Below are 19,613 nucleotides of genomic sequence, written 5' to 3' on the forward strand. Positions count from 1 at the left end.
ACGTCAGTGGCTATGCCGGGTCGTGGCTCTGCGCGGCCGTGCGCAGTTCCAGCGTGCAGCACTTCACGCTGCCGCCCGCCTTGAGGAGTTCCGAGAGGTCGACGCCGATGGGGTGGAAGCCCCGGGCGCGCAACTGCTCGGTCAGGCCGGTGGCGTTGTGCGGCAGGACGACGTTGTGGCCGTCCGAGGTCGCGTTGAGGCCGAAGGCCGCCGCGTCCTCGGCCGTGGCGATGACGGCGTCCGGGAAGAGGCGCCGCAGGACGGCGAGGCTGCCCGGTGAGAAGGCCGCCGGGTAGTACGCGATCGTCTGTTCGTCGAGCACCGTCAGCGCGGTGTCGAGGTGGTAGTAGTCCGGGTCCACGAGCGTCAGCCCGATGACGGGGCGGCCGAAGAACTCCTGCGCCTCGTCGTGCGAGCGCGGGTCGCTGCGGAAGCCCGTACCGGCGAGGAGCCACTCGCCGGCCAACAGGTAGTCGCCCTCGCCCTCGTTGACGACGTGGGCGGTGCGGAGGTCCGGGAACCCGTTGTCGCGCAGCCAGTCGTGGTAGGCGGGGCCCTCCGCGATGCGCTCGGCGTCGCGGAACCTCGCGACGAGCGCCCGGCCGTCGATCACGGTGGCGCCGTTGGCGGCGAAGACCATGTCGGGGAGGCCGGGGAGGGGGTCGATCGTGTCGACGGTGTGCCCGAGGCTCAGGTAGACCTCGCGCAGCTTCTCCCACTGGGTGATGGCCAGTTGGGTGTCGACGGGCTTCGCCGGGTCCATCCAGGGGTTGATGGAGTAGACCACGTCGAAGTGGGTGGGCCGGCACATGAGGTAGTGCCGAGGCCGTGCGGTACGCATGGGTGAGGGTCCTCGTGGTCGGGGGGTAGGGGTCAGGGGCGGCCGGTGAGGTAGCCGCCCATGGAGGTGAAGTACTCGGCCGCGGCGAGCTCGCGGCCGTCGTCGGTCCGTACGCGGGTGACGGCGAGGCCGTGGTTGCGGCCGGTGCGGGCGTCCGCTCCGGCGACGATGACGACGCCGTCGCCCTCGCGGTAGAAGATCCGGCCGGGAGTTCCGCCGTAACGGCCCGTGGAGACCACGGCGGAGAGGATCTCCAGGCGTCGGCCGCGATGGAACGTGAAGGCCGCCGGATACGGCTCGGACTGGGCGCGGACCAGGCGCTCCAGGACCTCGGCGGGCCAGCTCCAGTCGATCCGGATGTCCTCTTCGGCCCGCTTGTGGAAGAAGGTGGCCTGGGACCTGTCCTGCGGGGTGAACTCGGTCTGCCCGGAGGCGATCAGGCCGAGGGCGCCGATCGTGACCGGGGCGATGAGGTCGACCGTCTTGTGGAACAGGTCCGTCGCCGTGTCGGTCGGCTCCACGGCGACCGACTCCTGCCGGACGATGTCGCCGGCGTCGAGCACCTCGTCCATCATGTGGGCGGTGACGCCCACTTCCGGCTCGCCGTTGATCAGCGCCCAGATGAGGGGCGAGAAGCCGGCGTACTTCGGCAGCAGTGAGTCGTGGACGTTCAGCGTGCCGTGGCGCGGCAGCGTGTAGATGCGCGGCGGGATCCACGTACGCCAGTTGTTGGCCACGATGATGTCCGGATCGGCCTCCTTGAGGCGCTCGAACAGCTCCTCGTCGTCGAGCCGGTTGCGGATGACGACGGGGACGCCGTGCTCCGCCGCCAGATCGGCGACCGAGTCGCTCCAGATCTTCTCGTAGGCGTGCTCGCTCTTGGGGTGCGTCACGACCAACACCACGTCGTGCTCGGAGTCCAGGAGCGCTCGGAGGGTCCGATGGCCCCAGGTCTGATAACCGAACATGACGACCCGCATGGGCTTCCTCCTCGGAAGAGCGATTGATCGACGCCAAGTAAAGCAAGGCTTACCTAACATGACAACTGGGCGGTGTTTCAAGGCTGTTCAGCGCCATTTCTTCGCCGTCGTTCGCCGTGGGCCGTCGACAGCTGCCGTCAGATGAGGTTAGCTTTACCTAAGTTCGACTCGGGTCGCCGTCTCCGGTGTGCCCCGATGTCCTGTTCTCGACCACGCCCCCCACAGGCGGCACGCACGATGGGAGTGACATGTCTCAGGTTCTTCCTGGCGACACACCTCTGGTCCACGACCTCATTGGAATCGGCTTCGGGCCGTCCAACGTGGCCATGGCGTTGGCGCTCAGTGAGCACAACGCACAGGTCGACAGGGAGGAGGCGGTCACCGCGCACTTCTTCGAGCGGCAGCCGTGCTTCGGCTGGCACCGCGGCATGCTGATCGACGACGCGACCATGCAGGTGTCCTTCCTCAAGGACCTGGTGACCCTGCGGAACCCGTCCAGCGAGTACAGCTTCCTCTGCTACCTGCGGAGCAAGGGCCGGCTGATCGACTTCGTCAACCACAAGAACCTCTTCCCGCTGCGCGTGGAGTTCCACGACTACTTCGAGTGGGCGGCGGCGAAGGTCGACGACATGGTCTCGTACGGCCACGAGATCATCGCCGTCGAACCCGTCGTCCAGGACGGCGTGGTGGAGTACCTGGAGGTCACCGCCCGCGCCGGCACGGAGCTCGTCGTGCACCGCGCCCGCAACCTCGTCCTCGGCACGGGACTGCGCCCCCGCATGCCGGAGGGCATCGAGCGGAGCGAGCGGGTCTGGCACAACTCCGACCTGCTGGCGAAGGTGGACGGTCTGGAGGGCACCGCCCCCGAGCGGTTCGTCGTCGTGGGCGCCGGGCAGAGCGCCGCGGAGAACGTGGCCTACCTGCACCGCCGGTTCCCCGACGCCGAGATCTGCGCCGTCTTCTCCCGCTACGGCTACAGCCCCGCCGACGACAGCGCCTTCGCCAACCGCATCTTCGACCCCGAAGCGGTCGACGAGTACTTCACCGCACCCGACGACATCAAGCGCAAGCTGATGGAGTACCACGGGAACACCAACTACTCCGTGGTGGACATCGACCTCATCGACGACCTGTACCGGCAGTCGTACCAGGAGAAGGTCCTCGGCACCGAGCGGCTCCGCTTCCTCAACATCTCCCGGCTCGTCGGCGTCGAGGACGGCCCGGACGGGGCCCGCGCCACGGTCAGGTCCCTGGTCAGCGGCGAGGAGACCACGCTCGACGCCGATGTGGTCGTGCTCGCCACCGGCTACAGCCCCGCCGACCCGATGGGCCTCCTCGGCGACGTCGCCCGGCACTGCCACCGCGACGAGCAGGGCCGCATCCGCGTCGAACGCGACTACCGCGTCGCCACCGACGCCGAACTGCGCTGCGGCATCTACCTCCAGGGCGGCACGGAGCACACCCACGGCATCACGTCCTCGCTGCTCTCCAACACCGCGATCAGGGTGGGGGAGATCCTCGAATCGGTCGTCGGTCACCGCCGGTCCGCCGTCTCCTCCCCGACGTCCTCCCCGGTGCCGGTCCCCGCTCCCGCGCCCGCCACGGCCCCGGCCGTCGGTAAGGGCCGGCCGGTCGCCGACGGAGTCGGTACGGCCCGCTAGGCCGACGCCTCCCTCGCACCTCCCGTACGTCTCCGCGACCCCCCACGCGACACCCGCCGTCCCTCCGCCGGACAGAGCTCTCGCCCGGCGGCGCGGCACGCACTGTGTATCCCCGTGAAAGGAAAGTCCGTGTCAACTGGTGCACGTCCCACCGCCCTTGTGCGGTTCGCCAGATCCGCTCCCCGTGTGGCCGTCCTCGCGGTGGCGGCGCTCGCGCTCGCCGCCTGTGGGGGCGGGACGGAGAAAACCGGTTCGTCCTCCTCGCCCTCGGCCCCGGCGTCGGCCGACGGGGCGGACAAGCCCGCCGCGTTCCCCGTCACCGTCGCGCACAAGTACGGCAGCACGACGATCGACAAGGAGCCGAAGACGATCGTCACGCTCGGCCTCTCCGACCAGGACGCGGTGCTCGCGCTCGGCGTCAAGCCGGCCGGCTCGGTCGACTGGTTCAAGGAGCAGCCGTACGGCAAGTGGCCCTGGACCAAGGACAAGTGGGGCTCCGTCAAGCCGGTCATCGTCGGTGAGCGCGACGAGTACAACATCGAGAAGATCGTCCAGCTGAAGCCGGACCTCGTCATCGCCCAGTACTCGGGGATGAAGAAGGAGCAGTACGACACGCTCTCCAAGTTCACCAAGGTCGTCGCGCAGCCCAAGGAGCACCCCGACTACGGCGCCCCGTGGCAGGTCATGACCCGGCAGATCGGCAAGGCCCTCGGCAAGGACGCCGAGACCGAGAAGCTGATCGCCGACATCGGCACCCGCTTCAAGGCGGTCCGCGACAAGCACCCCGAGTTCGCGACGAAGACACTGGCCGTCGCCGACTCCTTCGAGGCCGGCAAGTACTCGGCGTTCACCAGGACCGACCCCAAGGCGATCTTCTTCTCCGAGCTCGGCTTCAAGCTCAAGCCGGAGATCGACGGCCTGGCCAAGCCCGGGTGGAACGTCGCCGAACTCAGCGCCGAGAAGCTGAACATCCTCGACGTCGACCGGCTCGTCTGGGTCACCTCCAGCACCGACGCCAACGACCGCATCAAGGCGGAGCCGCTCTACAAGAAGCTGAAGGTCAACCAGGAGAAGCGCGACCTGTTCGTGCCCTACCAGGACCCGGACATCGGCGCCGCGTTCTCCTTCAACACCGTCCTGTCGATCCCGTACGCCATCGACGAGATCGAGCCGCTGCTCGCGGCCGTCAAGTGACGACGCACCGCTGCCCCACGCGCCGCTGACGCGGCGTCAGGGTGCGTCGATCGAACCGACGGCGTGGCGGGCCCCGCCACGCCGTCGGCGATCTAGGGCCTGTCTTTCGGATCATGCCGGGCTCGCGGGGCCTGGTGCCGCGCCTCGCCGCGTTGTCGTCACTCGCCATGGCTCCGCCATGACTCCCTCCTCCGCCTTGCGATCCACGGCACCAGGCCCCGCTCCCTGATCCGGCCTGATCCGAAAGACAGGCCCTAGCCGCACCCCGCGCACGGAGGGGTGCCGAGCCGCGCCCGGGACCACCCACACCGACGCACCTCCAGGGAAAGGCCACTTCGTACGATGTTTGACGTCGAGTCGGACCGGACGTCCGCTTCCGGGATCCCCCTCACCGGCGGGCAGTCCGGTATCTGGCTGGCCCAGCAACTGGAGCCGGACAGCTCTGCCTACAACATCGTCTTCACGCTCGACCTCCGGGGCTGCCTCGACGTCGACCGGCTCACCGAGGCCGTCCGCCGGGCCGTCGAGGAGGCCGAGTGCCTGCGGGTGACCATCGTCGCCGGGAGCGACGGACCCCGCCAGACGCCCCGGGCCCTCCCCGTCGACATCACCGTCGTGGACCTGCGCGCCGCCGCCGACCCCGAGGAGGCCGCCGCCGCGTGGACCGCCGCCGACCGGGACCGGCCCACCGACCTCGCCCACGGACCGCTCACCGGCCACGCGCTGCTGCGGCTCGCCGACGACCACGTCCTGTGGGTCCAGCGCTACCACCACATCGTCGCCGACGGCATGGGCGCCGCCCTCGTCACCCGGCGCGCCGGCGAGCTCTACACGACGGGGGAGCAGGCGCCGCCGCCCGGAGACCGGTCCCTCGCCCGCCTGGTCGCCGCCGACCGCGCGTACCGCACGTCGGAACAGCACGGGCAGGACCGCGACTGGTGGGCCGACCGCATGGCCGGCCGGACCGAGCCCGTACGCCTCGTCGAGCGCGGCGCCGCCCCCATGACGCGACGCCTGCGACGGACGACGGAACTCGCCCCCCAGGACGTCGACCGGCTGCACGCCGCCGCCCGCGGCGCGGGCGTCCGCCCCTCCCGCGTCCTCGTCGCGGCCGTCGCCGCCTACCTCCACCGCGTCAGCGGCGAGCAGGACCTCGTCCTCGGCCTGGCGGTCACCGCCCGCCGGGACGAGGTCTCCGCGACCGTCCCCGGCATGGTGTCCAACATCGTCCCCCTGCGCCTGTCCGCCGGTCCCGCCCTCACCGGCGCCGCCCTGGTCGCCCACGTCCGCGACACGGTCGCCGACGCCGTCGCCCACGGCCGCTACCGCGCCGAGGACCTGGCCAGGGACCTCGGCCTCGTCGACGGCGTACCGGAACTCGTCGGCCCCACCGTCAACATCCTGCCGCGCGCCGAGGGCCTGCGCTTCGCGGCCGACGGGATCGAGCACGAGGCCGAACTGCGCCCGGAGTGGCTCGGGCCCGTCAGCGACCTCGCCTTCGGCTTCGCCGAGACCCGGCGGGGTCACGGCCTCACCGTCCACCTCGACGCCGACGCGGACGTCTGCGACGAGGCCGCGCTCGCGGACCACGAACGCCGCTTCCTCGCCCTGCTGCACGCCTTCACCGGGGACCTCGACCGCCCGATCGGCCACCTCGACATCGCCTCGGCCGCCGAACAGACCCTGGTGCTCGACGAGTTCGGCATCGCACCGCGCGAGGTGCCGGAACTCTCCTGGCCCGCCGCCTTCGAGCGGCAGGTCCGCCGCAGGCCCGACGCCGTCGCCGTCGTCTGCGAGGACCGCGAGCTGACCTACGCCGAGCTCAACGCCTCCGCCAACCGGCTCGCCCGCCTCCTCGCCGCCCGTGGCGTGGGCGCCGAGGACGTCGTGGGCGTCGCCCTGCCCCGCTCGCCGGAGCTGGTCGTCGCGCTGCTCGCCGTGATGAAGGCGGGCGCCGCCTACCTGCCGCTGGACGCGGACCACCCCCGCGACCGCATCGCCTACATGCTCTCCGACGCCGGGGCGCGGACCGTGCTCACCGTGCGCGAGCTCGCCGGTGAACTCCCCGGGGCGGGAGACGTCACCCATCTCCTGCTCGACGACCCGGCGACCGCGGAGGCCCTCGCCGCCCAGGCCGACACCGACCCGGACGTCCCGGTCGCCCTCGACCAGGCCGCGTACGTCATCTACACCTCCGGCTCGACCGGCCGCCCCAAGGGCGTCGTCGTCCCGCACGACGGCGTCGGCAGCCTCATCGCCACCGCGACCGACCGGATCGGCATCACCCCCGACAGCCGGGTCGTGCAGTTCGCCTCCGTCGGCTTCGACGTGACGGTGTGGGACCTCGTCATGTCGCTGTGCGTCGGCGGCCGGATCATCCTGGTCCCCGCCGAGCGCCGCGTCGCGGGCCCCGCGCTCACCGACTACATCGCCCACCACCGCGCCACCCACATGATCCTGCCGCCCTCGCTCGTCTCCGCGCTGCCGCAGGAGTGCGAACTCCCCGCCGGCGCCGTGCTCGTCGTCGGCACCGAGGCGGTCCCGGGCGAACTGATCGCCCGCTGGGACGGCAGGCTCCGGGTCGTCGTCGCGTACGGCCTCACGGAGGCGAGCGTCAACTCGACGCTCTGGCTCGCCGAGCCCGACCGGCCCGGCCCCGCGCCCATCGGCCGGCCCGACCCCAACACCCGCGCCTACGTGCTCGACACGGCGCTCCGCCCGGTGCCCGTCGGCGCCGAGGGCGAGCTGTACGTGGCCGGGCGCGGCCTCGCCCGCGGCTACCTGGGCCGCCACGGCCTGACCTCCGAGCGGTTCGTCGCCGATCCGTACGGCGAGCCCGGCACCCGGATGTACCGCACGGGAGACCGGGTCCGCTGGGGCGCCGACGGCAACCTGGAGTTCCTCGGCCGCGCCGACGGGCAGCTCAAGATCCGCGGCCACCGGATCGAGCCCGGCGAGATCGAGAGCGCCCTCATGGCCTGCCCGGGCATCGCCCAGGCCGCCGTACTCGCCCGCGAGGACCACCGGGGCGTGAAGCGCCTCGTCGCCTATCTGGTGGCGGAGGCGAGCGGGACGGTGGCCGAGGCCGCCGTGGCGGCCTCGCGCGCCCACGTGACCGACGCGCTGCCCGACCACATGGTCCCGTCGGCCGTCGTCGTCCTCGACGGACCCCTCCCGCTGACCCCCAACGGCAAGCTCGACAGCAAGGCCCTGCCCGAGCCCCGGTGGACGGCCATGACCGGCGCCGACACCCCGGGCACCCCGGCCGAGACCGCGCTCGCCGCGCTGTTCGCCGAGGTCCTCGGCCTGCCGTCGGTAGGCGTCCACGACAGCTTCTTCGAGCTGGGCGGCGACAGCATCGTCGCCATCCAGCTCGTCAACCGCGCCCGCGAGGCCGGTCTCGCGATCACCCCGCGCGAGGTGTTCCGGAACAGGACCGTCGCCGCACTCGCCCGGATCGCCGGCGAGACGGCCACCGCCCCGGCTCCCCGGGTGAGGCTCGACGCGGACGCGCTGCCCGTCTCCCCGCTCCAGGAAGGTTTCTTCTTCCACGCGGAGTTCGACGACCGCGCCCCGGACCTCTACGTCGTCCAGGAACTCCTCGACCTCGACGGCCCCGTCGACCCCGACCGGCTGCGCCGCTCCCTCCAACTGCTCCTCGACCGCCATCCGTTGCTGCGCGCCGCGTACCGCCAGCTGCCCGGCGGCGAGATCGTCCAGCGGCTCGCCGACCACGTGACCCTGCCCTGGTCGGAGGCGGACACCGCCACCACCTCGCTCGACGACATCCTGAGCGCCGACCGCGCCGAGCGGTTCGCCCTCGACCGGCCGCCGCTGCTGCGCGCCACCCTCGTCAGGGACGGGCAGCGCCACCGGCTCCTCCTCACCCTGCACCACATCGTCGCCGACGGCTGGTCCGTCTCCGTCCTGCTCCGCGAACTGACCGCCGCCTACCGGGGTGACGCCCTGCCGGAGCCCGCATCCCCGGAGCCGTACCTGGCGTGGCTGGCGGGCCGGGACCGGTCCGCCGCGCGCGAGGCCTGGCGCGGGGCCCTCGCCGGGCTCGCCGGACCGACCCGGCTGACCGAGCTCTCCGGGACCGACAGCCCCACGGGTGCGGCCGACGCGCCGGTCCGGCCCGAGCACGTCGACACCCGGCTGCCCCAGGACCTCACCGCCGGGCTGACCGCGTACGCCCGGACCCACGGCCTGACCCTGAGCACCGTCCTCCACGGCGCCTGGGGCCTCCTCCTCGGCGGACTCACCGGCAGCCAGGACGTCGTCTTCGGCACCACCGTGTCCGGGCGGACCACGGAGGTCGCGGGCCTCGACTCCGCCGTGGGCCTCTTCATCAACACCGTCCCGGCCCGGGTGACCCTGCGCGCCGACGAGTCGCTCACCGAGCTCCTGCGGCGCGTCCAGGACGAGCACACCGCCCTCCTCGACCACCAGCACCTCGGCCTCGCCGACATCCAGCGGGCCGCCGGGGGCGGTGAACTCTTCGACACGCTCGTCGTGCTGGAGAACTACCCGACCGGCGACCGGTCCGCCGGACAGGGCGCCGAGGAGCTCCGCATCACCGGCGCCGAGGTCCTCGACGCCGTCCACTACCCGCTCGCGCTCGTCGTCGAGCCGGCCGACGGCGGGCTGCTGCTGCGCTTCAAGCACGACGCGGCCCGCCTCGACCAGGTGGCCGTGGCGGTCCTCGCCGGCCGGTTCACCGCCCTGCTGCGGACGGTCGTCGCCGAACCCGCCCGCCTCGTGGGCCGGACCGGACTGCTCTCCCTCCGCGAGCGGGAGCACCTCACGGAGCTCAACGCCACCGGGCACGCGGTGCCCGAGGCGACCCTCGCCTCCCTCTTCGCCGCGCGGGCGGCGGGCACGCCGGACGCCCCGGCCGTCGTCTTCGAGGACACCACCCTCACCTACGCGGAGCTCGACCGGCGCGCCGAGGCCCTGGCCCGGCGGCTCCGGGCGAGCGGCGCGGGCCCCGAGCGGTACGTCGCCGTCGCGGTACCGCGCTCGGCCGAGCTGATGGTCGCGCTCCTCGGCGTCCTCAAGGCGGGCGCCGCCTACCTCCCCGTCGACCTCGACTACCCCGCCGACCGGGTCGCGTTCATGCTCACCGACTCGGGTGCCCGGACGGTCGTGACGACCGGTGAGGCGGCCGGCCGGCTGCCCGCCGTCCCGGACCTCACCCGGATCGTGGTGGACGCGGACGAGCACGGCAGCGACCCCCTCACCGACGGGTCCGTCCCGGCGGTCGCCGGACCCGACCACCCCGCCTACCTGATCTACACCTCGGGCTCGACCGGCCGCCCCAAGGGCGTCGCCGTCACCCACCGGGCCATCGTCAACCGACTCGCCTGGATGCAGCACACGTACGGGCTGACCGCCGACGACCGGGTCCTCCAGAAGACCCCGTCCAGCTTCGACGTGTCGGTGTGGGAGTTCTTCTGGGCGCTGACCGAGGGCGCGACCGTCGTCCTCGCCCGCCCCGACGGCCACCGCGACCCGGCCTACCTGGCCCGTCTGATCCACGACCGCTCCGTCACCACGGCCCACTTCGTGCCCTCGATGCTGGCCGCGTTCACCCGGGTCATGGAAGCCACCGCGGACGTCCCCGACTGGGCGGCGAGCCTGCGCCGGGTGTTCTGCAGCGGCGAGGCGCTCACCGGCGCCGACGCCCGCCGCTGGCGGGACCTCACCTCCCGGACCTCCGGCGACGGCCGGGGACCCGTACCCCTCCACAACCTCTACGGCCCCACCGAGGCCGCCGTGGACGTCACGTACTTCCCGTACGAGGGCGGCGACGAGCCTGCCGTGCCGATCGGCCGGCCCGTCTGGAACACCCGGCTCCACGTCCTGGACCCGTTCCTGCGCCAGGTGCCCGACGGGGTGCCCGGTGAGCTGTACCTCGCCGGCGTGCAGCTGGCGCGGGCCTACCACGACCGGCCCGGGCTGACCGCCGAGCGGTTCGTCGCCGACCCCTTCGGGGCGCCGGGGGACCGGATGTACCGTACGGGCGACCTGGTGCGGCGGCGCGCCGACGGGGCGGTCGAGTACCTCGGGCGCACCGACCGCCAGGTCAAGATCCGCGGCAACCGCATCGAGCCCGGCGAGATCGAGACCGCCCTCGCGGCCCTCCCCGGCGTCGCCCGCGCCGCCGTGGTCGTGCGCGACGGCACCCTCGTCGGGTACGCCGTCCCGGACGCCGGCGCGGCCCCGGAGAGCGAGACGCTGCACGCGGCGCTCGCCGACGCGCTGCCCGCCCCCATGGTGCCCGGCGCCGTCGTCGTCCTCGCGGAACTGCCGCTGACACCCAGCGGCAAGCTCGACCAGAACGCCCTGCCGGCCCCCGAGGCCGTGCCCCGGGCGGACGGCCGCGCACCGCGCGACGAGCGCGAACGGGACCTGTGCGCGATCTTCGCCGACGTCCTCGGCATCCCGGGGATCGGCGTCGACGACGACTTCTTCGTCCTGGGCGGCGACAGCCTCACCTCGATCACCGTCGCCACCCGCGCCCGCGCTCGCGGGCTGACGCTCGGCCCGCGCGACGTGTTCGTGTGCCGCACGCCCGCCGCACTGGCCGAGACGGCCGCCCGGGCGGCCCCGGCCGAGGCCCCGGCAGAACCCACCGCACCCCAGACACCCGAGGTACCCGTGCACTCAGACGGCGTGACCGTCTCCGCCACCGACGCCGGGCAGGCCGCCGCCGCCCTCCAGGCCGTCCTGGCGCTCCAGCAGCAGTCCGGCGCGGCCGTCGACCCGGCCCTGAAGGCCCTGCTCGACCAACTGACCGCCGCCGCGCCCCAGGCGCCCCCGGCCCCGGCGCCCGCCCCGACTCCCGACCGGGCTCCCCTGGGCGGACTCGACCTCACGGCGGAGGAGACCGCCCGCGTCCACGCCGCCGCGGGGCTCCCCGTCGCGGACATCTGGCCGCTCTCCCCGCTCCAGGAGGGCATGTACTTCCACGCCACCTACGACGCGGGCGACGCCCTCGACGTCTACCAGTCCCAGGAGGTCCTGGACTTCGACCGCGAGGTCGACGCCGACCGGCTGCGGGCCGCCTGCCGCGCGCTCCTCGCGCGCAACACCGGCCTGCGCGCGGGCTTCACCAGCGACGGCCTGCCCCGGCCCGTGCAGTTCATCGCGGACGGCGCCGAGATCCCGCTGGCCGAGGAGGACCTGACCCACCTGTCCGAGGAAGAGCGGCGGATGCGAGTGGAGGAGCTGCTCGCCGCCGACCGCCGGCAGCGCTTCGACCTGTCCGCCGCGCCGCTCTGCCGTCTGCTGCTCATCCGCCTCGGCGACGGCCGCGACCGGCTCGTCGTCACCCACCACCTCATCCTCTGGGACGGCTGGTCCGCCTGGCTGTTCCTGGAGGAGCTGTTCACGCTGTACGAGCGGGCCGGCGACGCCACCGGTCTGCCGCAGCCCGGCTCGTTCCGCGACTACCTGGCCTGGCTCGACGTCCAGGACACCGCCGCGGCCCTGGACGCCTGGCGCGGAACGCTCGACGGCTTCGACGAACCGACGCTCGTCGCCCCGTCCGGGCGCGACGCCGGCCCGGTCATCCCGGCCGACTTCGACGCCCTCCTCACCCAGGAGAGCAGCGACCGGCTCCGCACCCTCGCCCGGCGCCACGGACTCACCCTGAACACCGTCCTGAACGCCGCCTGGGGCCTGGTGCTCTCGGCGATGACGGGCCGCGGCGACGTCGCCTTCGGTACGGCGGTCGCCGGGCGCCCGGCGGACGTACCGAACGTGGCCGGCATCATCGGCATGTTCCTGAACACCGTCCCCGCCCGTATCGCCTTCGCCCCGGACGAGCCGCTGCTCGACCTGCTGCGGCGGATGCAGTCCGAGCGCGCCTCCGTCATGCCGTACGAGCACGTGGGCCTCGGCACGCTCCAGCAGGAGACCGGCCACCGCCGCCTCTTCGACACCCTCTTCGTGCTCCGCTCCGCCGACGGCGAGGACCGGGCGGCGGAGCTCCGGGCGCGCCACGGCATCACCGGCGTCTCCAACGTCGACGGCACCCACTTCCCGATCACCCTGATCGTCACCCCCGGCGCGCGGCTGCGGGTGACCCTGGCCGCCCGGCCCGACCTCTTCGACGCCGAGGCCGCCGCCACGATCCTGGCCCGTTTCACCACGGTCCTCGACCGGCTCGGCCAGGCCCTGGACGCGGCGGAAGGACCGGCCGCCCGTACCGTCGGCGTGGACCTGCTGCTGCCGGCGGAGCGCGCCGCGCTGGAGTCCGGCCGGGCCGCCACCCGCGAGGACGTCCCGGACGAGACCGTCGCCGACATGCTGACGGCCCAGGTCGCCCGTACCCCCGACGCGGTCGCCCTCGTCTTCGGCGACCGTGCCCTCACGTACGCCGAACTCGACGCCCGGATCAACCGGCTCGCCCGGCTGCTCCTCGCCCGCGGCGCCGGACCCGAGACGGTCGTGGCGCTCGCGCTGCCCCGGTCCATCGAGATGGTGGCCGCGCTCTTCGCCGTCCTGCGGACGGGCGCCGCCTACCTGCCGCTCGACCTCGACCACCCCGCCGACCGGCTCCGCCTGATGGCGGAGGACACCGGACCGCTGTGCCTGCTGTCCACGACCGCCGTCGCCCCGACGCTGCGCGGCGAGGACGGGCCCGCGGCCCCCGAACTCCTCCTCGACGACCCGCTGGTGGCGGCCGAGCTGGCCGCACTGTCCGGCGACGGCATCACCGACGCCGAGCGGCCCGCGTTCGCCCGCGGCGTGCCGGACCGCCTGGAGCACCCCGCGTACGTCATCTACACCTCCGGCTCCACAGGCCGTCCCAAGGGCGTCGTCACCCCCTACCGGGGTCTGACGAACATGCAGCTCAACCACCAGAAGGAGATCTTCGACCCGGCCATCGCCTCGGCCGGCGGACGGCGCCTGCGCATCGCGCACACCGTCTCCTTCGCCTTCGACATGTCCTGGGAGGAGCTGCTCTGGCTCGTCGAGGGCCATGAGGTCCACGTCTGCGACGAGGAGCTCCGCCGCGACGCCGAGGCCCTCGTCGCGTACTGCGACGAGCACCGCGTCGACGTCGTCAACGTGACACCCACCTACGCCCAACTCCTCATCGAGGAGGGCCTGCTCGACCGGGACGAGGCTGCGGGGCGGCACCGGCCCGCCCTGGTGCTCCTCGGCGGCGAGGCCGTGTCCGACACGGTCTGGACGCGCCTGCGCGACACCGACGACACCTACGGCTACAACCTGTACGGCCCGACCGAGTACACGATCAACACCCTCGGCGGCTCCACCACCGACAGCGCGACGCCGACCGTCGGCGTGCCCATCCGCAACACCCGCGCCCATGTGCTCGACACGATGCTGCGCCCCGTGCCGCCGGGCTGCCCCGGCGAGCTGTACATCGCCGGTACGGGCCTCGCCCGCGGCTACCACGACCGGGCGGGCCTCACGGCCGAGCGGTTCGTCGCCGACCCCTTCGGCGAGCCGGGCGAACGCATGTACCGCACGGGCGACCTCGTACGGCAGCGCCCCGACGGCCTGCTCGACTTCCTCGGCCGCACCGACGACCAGGTGAAGATCCGCGGCTACCGCGTCGAACTCGGCGAGATCGCCACGGCCCTGTCCGGGCACCCGGAAGTCGCCCACGCCGCCGTGGTCGTCCACGAGGCCACGGGGACGAAGCGCCTGGTGGGCTATGTCGTACGGGAGGACTCCGCCGGCCCCGCCGACGAGACGCTCGGCCGGCGGCTGCGCGAGCACCTGAAGGCCGGCCTGCCCGACTACATGGTGCCGTCCGCGCTGGTCACCGTGGCGACCCTGCCGCTGACCGTCAACGGCAAGCTGGACGTCAAGGCCCTGCCCGCACCCGACTTCGCCGGCACCGGCCTCGGCGAGATCCGCGCGCCGCGCACCCCGCAGGAGGAGACGCTGTGCGCGCTCTTCGCGGAGGTCCTCGGCCTGGCCGGGGACAGCGTCGGCATCGACAGCGACTTCTTCGACCTCGGCGGCCACTCCCTCCTCGCCACCCGGCTCGTCAGCCGCGCCCGTACGGCCCTCGACGCGGAGCTGGCCATCCGCGACCTGTTCGAGGCGCCCACCGTCGCCGAACTGGTGGAACGCGCGACCGCCTCGCGCGGCGCGGCCCGCCCGTCCCTGTCGGCGCTCCCGGCGGGCGAGCGGCCCGTCGAACTGCCGCTCTCGCACGCCCAGCAGCGCCTGTGGGTCATCCAGCAGATCGAGGGCACCTCGGCCGCGTACAACTTCCCGCTCGTCATGCGCCTGCGCGGCGCCTTCGACCGCGCGGCCTGGTGCGCCGCCCTCGCCGACGTGACCGCCCGCCACGAGGCGCTCCGCACCGTCTTCGGCGAACGCGAGGGACAGGCCTTCCAGCGGGTCCTGCCCGCCGGCGTCGTTCCGGCCGTGGAACACCTGCGCGCCACCGAGGACGAGGTGCCCGGCATCGTGGACGCCGCCGTCCGGCGGCCGTTCGACCTCGCCGCCGAACTGCCCGTCCGCGCCACGATCGTGGAGGTGGCGCCCGACGACCACGTCGTCGCGCTGCTCCTGCACCACATCACCACCGACGAGTGGTCCGACCGCCCCTTCCTGCACGACCTGACCACCGCCTACACGGCCCGACTCGACGGAGCCGCCCCCGACTGGGAGCCGCTGCCCGTCCAGTACGCCGACTACGCCCTGTGGCAGCGCAGCCTCCTCGGTGCCCCGTCGGACCCGGACAGCCTGGCGGCGAAGCAGCTGGAGTACTGGGACACGGCCCTGGCCGGCGCTCCCGAGGAGCTGGAGCTGCCCACCGACCGGCCGCGACCCGCCCGCCCGGCGTTCACCGGGGCCGAGGTGGACATCGCCTTCGACCGGACGGTCCACGAGGGCCTCAGGAGGCTCGCCCGCGAGACCGGCGCCAGCATGTTCATGGTGGTCCACGCGGCCGTCGCCGCCCTCCTGCACCGGCTCGGCGCGGGCACCGACATCCCCCTCGGCGCACCCATCGCCGGACGGGGTGACGAGGCCCTGGACGAACTGGTCGGCTTCTTCGTCAACACGCTGGTGCTGCGCACCGACCTCGCGGGAGACCCCACCTTCACCGAGCTGCTCGCCCGGGTGCGGGAGACCGACCTGGCCGCGTTCTCCCACGCGGACGTCCCCTTCGAGTCGGTCGTGGAGAAGCTCAACCCGACCCGGTCGCTCTCCCGGAACCCGCTGTTCCAGGTGATGGTCGGGTACCACGCCCGCACCGACGACGAGCTGCGGCTGCCGGGCCTCCAGGCCTCCTACGTCCCCTTCGGGATCGGCACCGCCAAGTTCGACCTGGTGTTCAGCTTCACCGAGCACACCACCGGCCCCACCGCCGAGAGCGGTTCCGGCTCCCTCGGCTGCCGCCTGGAGTTCGCCACCGAACTCTTCGACCGGGAGACCGCCGAGCTCGTCGCCGACCGCCTCCGCAGGCTGGTCGCGGCCCTCGTCGCGGCCCCCGACCAGCCCGTGTCGCGGGCCGAGATCCTCTCCGCCGAGGAACGCCGACTGGTTCTCGAAGGCTTCAACGGCGCGCCCCGCGAGGTCGACGAGCAGACCCTGCCCGCGCTGTTCGCCCGATGGGTGGCCGAGCGCCCGGACGCCGTCGCCGTCGTCGAACGCTCCCGGTCGGTGACGTACGCCCAGCTCGACGCCCGAGCCGACCGCCTGGCCCGGCTGCTCGCCGCCCGGGGAGTCGGCGCCGAGAGCGTGGTCGGTGTGGCCGTCCCGCGCTCGGTGGACATGGTCGCGACGGTCGTCGCCGCGCTGAAGCTGGGCGCCGCGTTCCTGCCGCTCGACCTGGTCCACCCGGGTGACCGGCTCACGTACATGATCGAGAACTCGGGCGCGGCCGTCGTCGTCGGCACGGAGCCCGTGGCCGGCAAGATCCCCGAGGTGCCGGGTGTCCCGGTACTCCTGCTCGACGCTCCGGACATCGCGGCCGAACTGGCCGCACCGGACGGGCCGGACACGCCGCTGCCCTCCTCCGGCCCGGCCGACCTGCACCAGGCCGCGTATGTGATCTACACCTCCGGCTCCACCGGCCGTCCCAAGGGTGTCGTCGTCCCGCACGAGGGCATCGCCAGCCTGGTCGCCACCGCCGTCGACCGGATGGGCCTGGAACACGACAGCCGCGTCCTGCAGTTCGCGTCGATCGGCTTCGACGTCTTCGCCTTCGAACTGGCCATGGCCCTCTGCCACGGCGGCCGGCTCGTCCTGATCACCGACGAGGCCAGGGTCGCGGGCCCCGCGCTCACCGACTTCCTCGCGGACCAGCGGATCACCCACATGATCCTGCCGCCGTCGCTGGTGTCGGCGCTGCCCCCGGGCTGCGCCCTGCCCGAGGGCTCGACCGTCCTCGTCGGCACCGAGACGGTGCCGCCGGACCTGTTCGAGCGCTTCGGCGCCACGGCGCACCTGATCTGCGCGTACGGACTCACCGAGGCGACGGTCAACTCGACGCTCTGGCCCGCGCGCGAGCACGGCGGCCGGGCCCCCGGCCGCGTGCCGATCGGCCGCCCCGACCCCAACACCCGCTGCTACGTCCTCGACGACCACCTGCGGCCGGTACCGCCCGGTGTCGTCGGCGAGCTGTACGTCGCGGGGCGCGGCCTCGCCCGGGGCTACCTCGGGCAGCCGGGGCTCACCTCGGAGCGGTTCCTCGCCGACCCGTTCGGCGCGCCCGGCAGCCGCATGTACCGAACGGGCGACCGCGCCCGCTGGCGCTCCGACGGCAACCTCGACTTCCTCGGCCGGGTCGACACCCAGGTGAAGATCCGGGGCTTCCGCATCGAGCTGGGCGAGATCGAGGCCGCACTCGCCGGCCACCCGTCCGTCGCCCAGGCCGCCGTCCTGCCCGACCGCGACGGCGACATCGTCCGGCTCGTCGGCTACGCCGTACCCGAGACGGGACAGGGTGCCCCACGGGAGCTCGACCCGCAGGAGCTGCGCGCCCATGTCGCCGGACAACTGCCCGAGTACATGGTCCCCGCCCTCGTCGTCGCCCTGGACGGCCCGCTGCCGCTCACGCCCAACGGCAAGCTGGACCACAAGGCGCTGCCCGCGCCGGAGTGGTCGGCGATGACCGGCGACGCCCACCCGGCGACCCCCACGCAGGCCCGGCTCGCCGAGCTGTTCTGCGAGATCCTCAAGCTGGACGAGGTCGGCGTCCACGACAGCTTCTTCGCGCTCGGCGGGCACTCGATGGCGTCGATGCGGCTGCTCGGCAGGATCCGCTCCGAGTTCGGCGCGGAACTCAGCATCCGGGACGTCTTCGACGCCCTCACGGTCGCCGGCATCGCGGCCAAACTCGACGGTGCGACGGCCGCACGCCCACCCCTGCGCCCGATCGATGACACGGCGACCGAGCTCCGCGTGGCGCCTGTCCAGCAGTGGCAGTGGGACACCTACCGCCGGAACCCCGGCTTCGACCACGCGCTGGTGCTGCGCTCGCCCGGCGGTCTCGACGCCGAAGCCCTCGCCGCCGCGCTGGCCGACGTGACGGCCCGACACGAACCCCTGCGCACGGCCTTCACCGAGCAGCCCGACGGGACGGTGCTGCGCAGGGCCACCGAGGCGCCGACACTCTCCTCGGAGCACTGCGCGGACCTGGACACCCGACTGTCCGAACAGGCTGCGGAGGCAACCGACCTGGGGGAGGAGCCCGCCCTGCGGGTCCGCCTGCTCACCGGCCCGGACGGGGCACAGGCGGTCCTGCTGACCATGCACTACCTGGCGGTGGACGAATGGTCCGTGGTCCCGCTCCTGCGCGACCTCACGACGGCCTACGGCGCGCGCACGGCCGGCCGGGCACCGGCCTGGGAGCCGCTCCCGGTGACGTACGGCGACTACACCCGCTGGGCGCGCGAGGTACTGGGCGACCCGGACGACCGCGAGAGCCGGGGCGGCCGCCAACTGGCCTACTGGCGCCGGACGCTCGTCGGGTCCCCGCGCACCCTGCCCCTGCTGCCCGACACCCCCGCGACCAAGGCGCCCGAGACCGTCGAATTCACCCTCGACGACCGGCTGCACGAGGACATCGACCGGCTCGCCCGGGCGACCGGCACGAGCATGTTCATGGTCCTCCACTCGGCGCTGGCGACACTGCTCACCGCCCACGGGGCCGGCACCGACCTCCCCATCGGCTCGATGGTCGCCGGACGCACCGACGACCGACTCGCCGACCTGGTGGGCTGCTTCTTCAACACGGTCGTGCTGCGCACCGACACCGCGGGCGACCCGACCTTCGCCGAACTGCTGGCCCGGGTGCGGGAGACCACGCTGAGCGCGCTGGACCGGCAGGACGTCCCCTTCGACGCGGTGGTCCGAGCGGCCGGCCTGCGCCCGGAGGGCCCGCAGGTCATGGTGATCCACCACGAACAGGCCGACCTCGACCGCCTGGAGGGCGGCGTGGGCACCCTCGGGACCGTCCCGACCGGCAAGGCGCGGGCGGACCTGACGCTCTCCTTCCACGAGCCGCTCGGCGACGGCCCCGTGCACTGCGGCATCATCCACGCGCCCGAGCGCCTCGACGCGGCGACGGCCCGCCGCCTGGCCGAAGAACTCCAGACCCTGCTGCGGACCGTGGCAGCCGACCCCGAACAGCCGCTGTCCGAGCTGTTCCCCGTCACATCCATGAGGAGCGACAACGCATGACGACCAACCCCTTCGAGGACCCGCAAGGCCGCTTCCTGGTCCTGGTGAACGAGGAGAACCAGCACTCGCTGTGGCCCGCCTTCGCCGCGGTGCCCGCGGGCTGGCGAACCGCCTTCGGCGAGGACACCAGGGAAGCGTGCCTGACCTACGTGGAGTCCCACTGGACCGACCTCCGCCCGACGAGCCTGGTCGCCCGGCAGGGCTGACCGGGCAGGCCTGAGGAAGGGCCGGGCAAGGAACACGAAGGAGGGG

Annotated in this window: 6 protein-coding genes; 4 read left to right on the forward strand and 2 right to left on the reverse strand. The window is 73.3% G+C overall.

The window, feature by feature from the left end; genetic code table 11:
- Positions 1 to 10: 10 nt before the first annotated feature.
- Positions 11 to 841: a dimethylargininase gene (gene ddaH, locus SGA01_RS03755; RefSeq protein WP_141293245.1), complete on the reverse strand. Its 831-nt coding sequence runs from the start codon at positions 839 to 841 to the stop codon at positions 11 to 13.
- Positions 842 to 873: 32 nt separating this feature from the next.
- Positions 874 to 1,821: a methionyl-tRNA formyltransferase gene (locus SGA01_RS03760; RefSeq protein WP_141293247.1), complete on the reverse strand. Its 948-nt coding sequence runs from the start codon at positions 1,819 to 1,821 to the stop codon at positions 874 to 876.
- A gap of 248 nt (positions 1,822 to 2,069) precedes the next feature.
- On the opposite strand from SGA01_RS03760, the gene SGA01_RS03765 reads away from it, so the two are divergent.
- The 4 genes from SGA01_RS03765 to SGA01_RS03780 all read left to right on the forward strand — a co-directional run bounded on the left by SGA01_RS03765 (position 2,070) and on the right by SGA01_RS03780 (position 19,567).
- Entirely contained in the window at positions 2,070 to 3,482 is a 1,413-nt protein-coding gene (locus tag SGA01_RS03765) for a lysine N(6)-hydroxylase/L-ornithine N(5)-oxygenase family protein (RefSeq protein WP_141293249.1), read from the forward strand.
- Positions 3,483 to 3,668: 186 nt separating this feature from the next.
- Entirely contained in the window at positions 3,669 to 4,676 is a 1,008-nt protein-coding gene (locus SGA01_RS03770; protein ID WP_141293251.1) for an iron-siderophore ABC transporter substrate-binding protein, read from the forward strand.
- Between the two features lie 342 nt (positions 4,677 to 5,018).
- Complete coding sequence (locus tag SGA01_RS03775; protein ID WP_141293253.1) at positions 5,019 to 19,361, forward strand: non-ribosomal peptide synthetase; 14,343 nt, start codon at positions 5,019 to 5,021, stop codon at positions 19,359 to 19,361.
- On the forward strand, positions 19,358 to 19,567 hold the full coding sequence (locus SGA01_RS03780; protein ID WP_055644979.1) for an MbtH family protein: 210 nt from the start codon (positions 19,358 to 19,360) through the stop codon (positions 19,565 to 19,567). Before SGA01_RS03775 ends, SGA01_RS03780 begins: the two co-directional genes overlap by 4 nt.
- The last annotated feature ends 46 nt before the right edge of the window (positions 19,568 to 19,613 follow it).

This window comes from Streptomyces gardneri (genome assembly GCF_006539185.1).
Lineage (GTDB): Bacteria > Actinomycetota > Actinomycetes > Streptomycetales > Streptomycetaceae > Streptomyces > Streptomyces gardneri.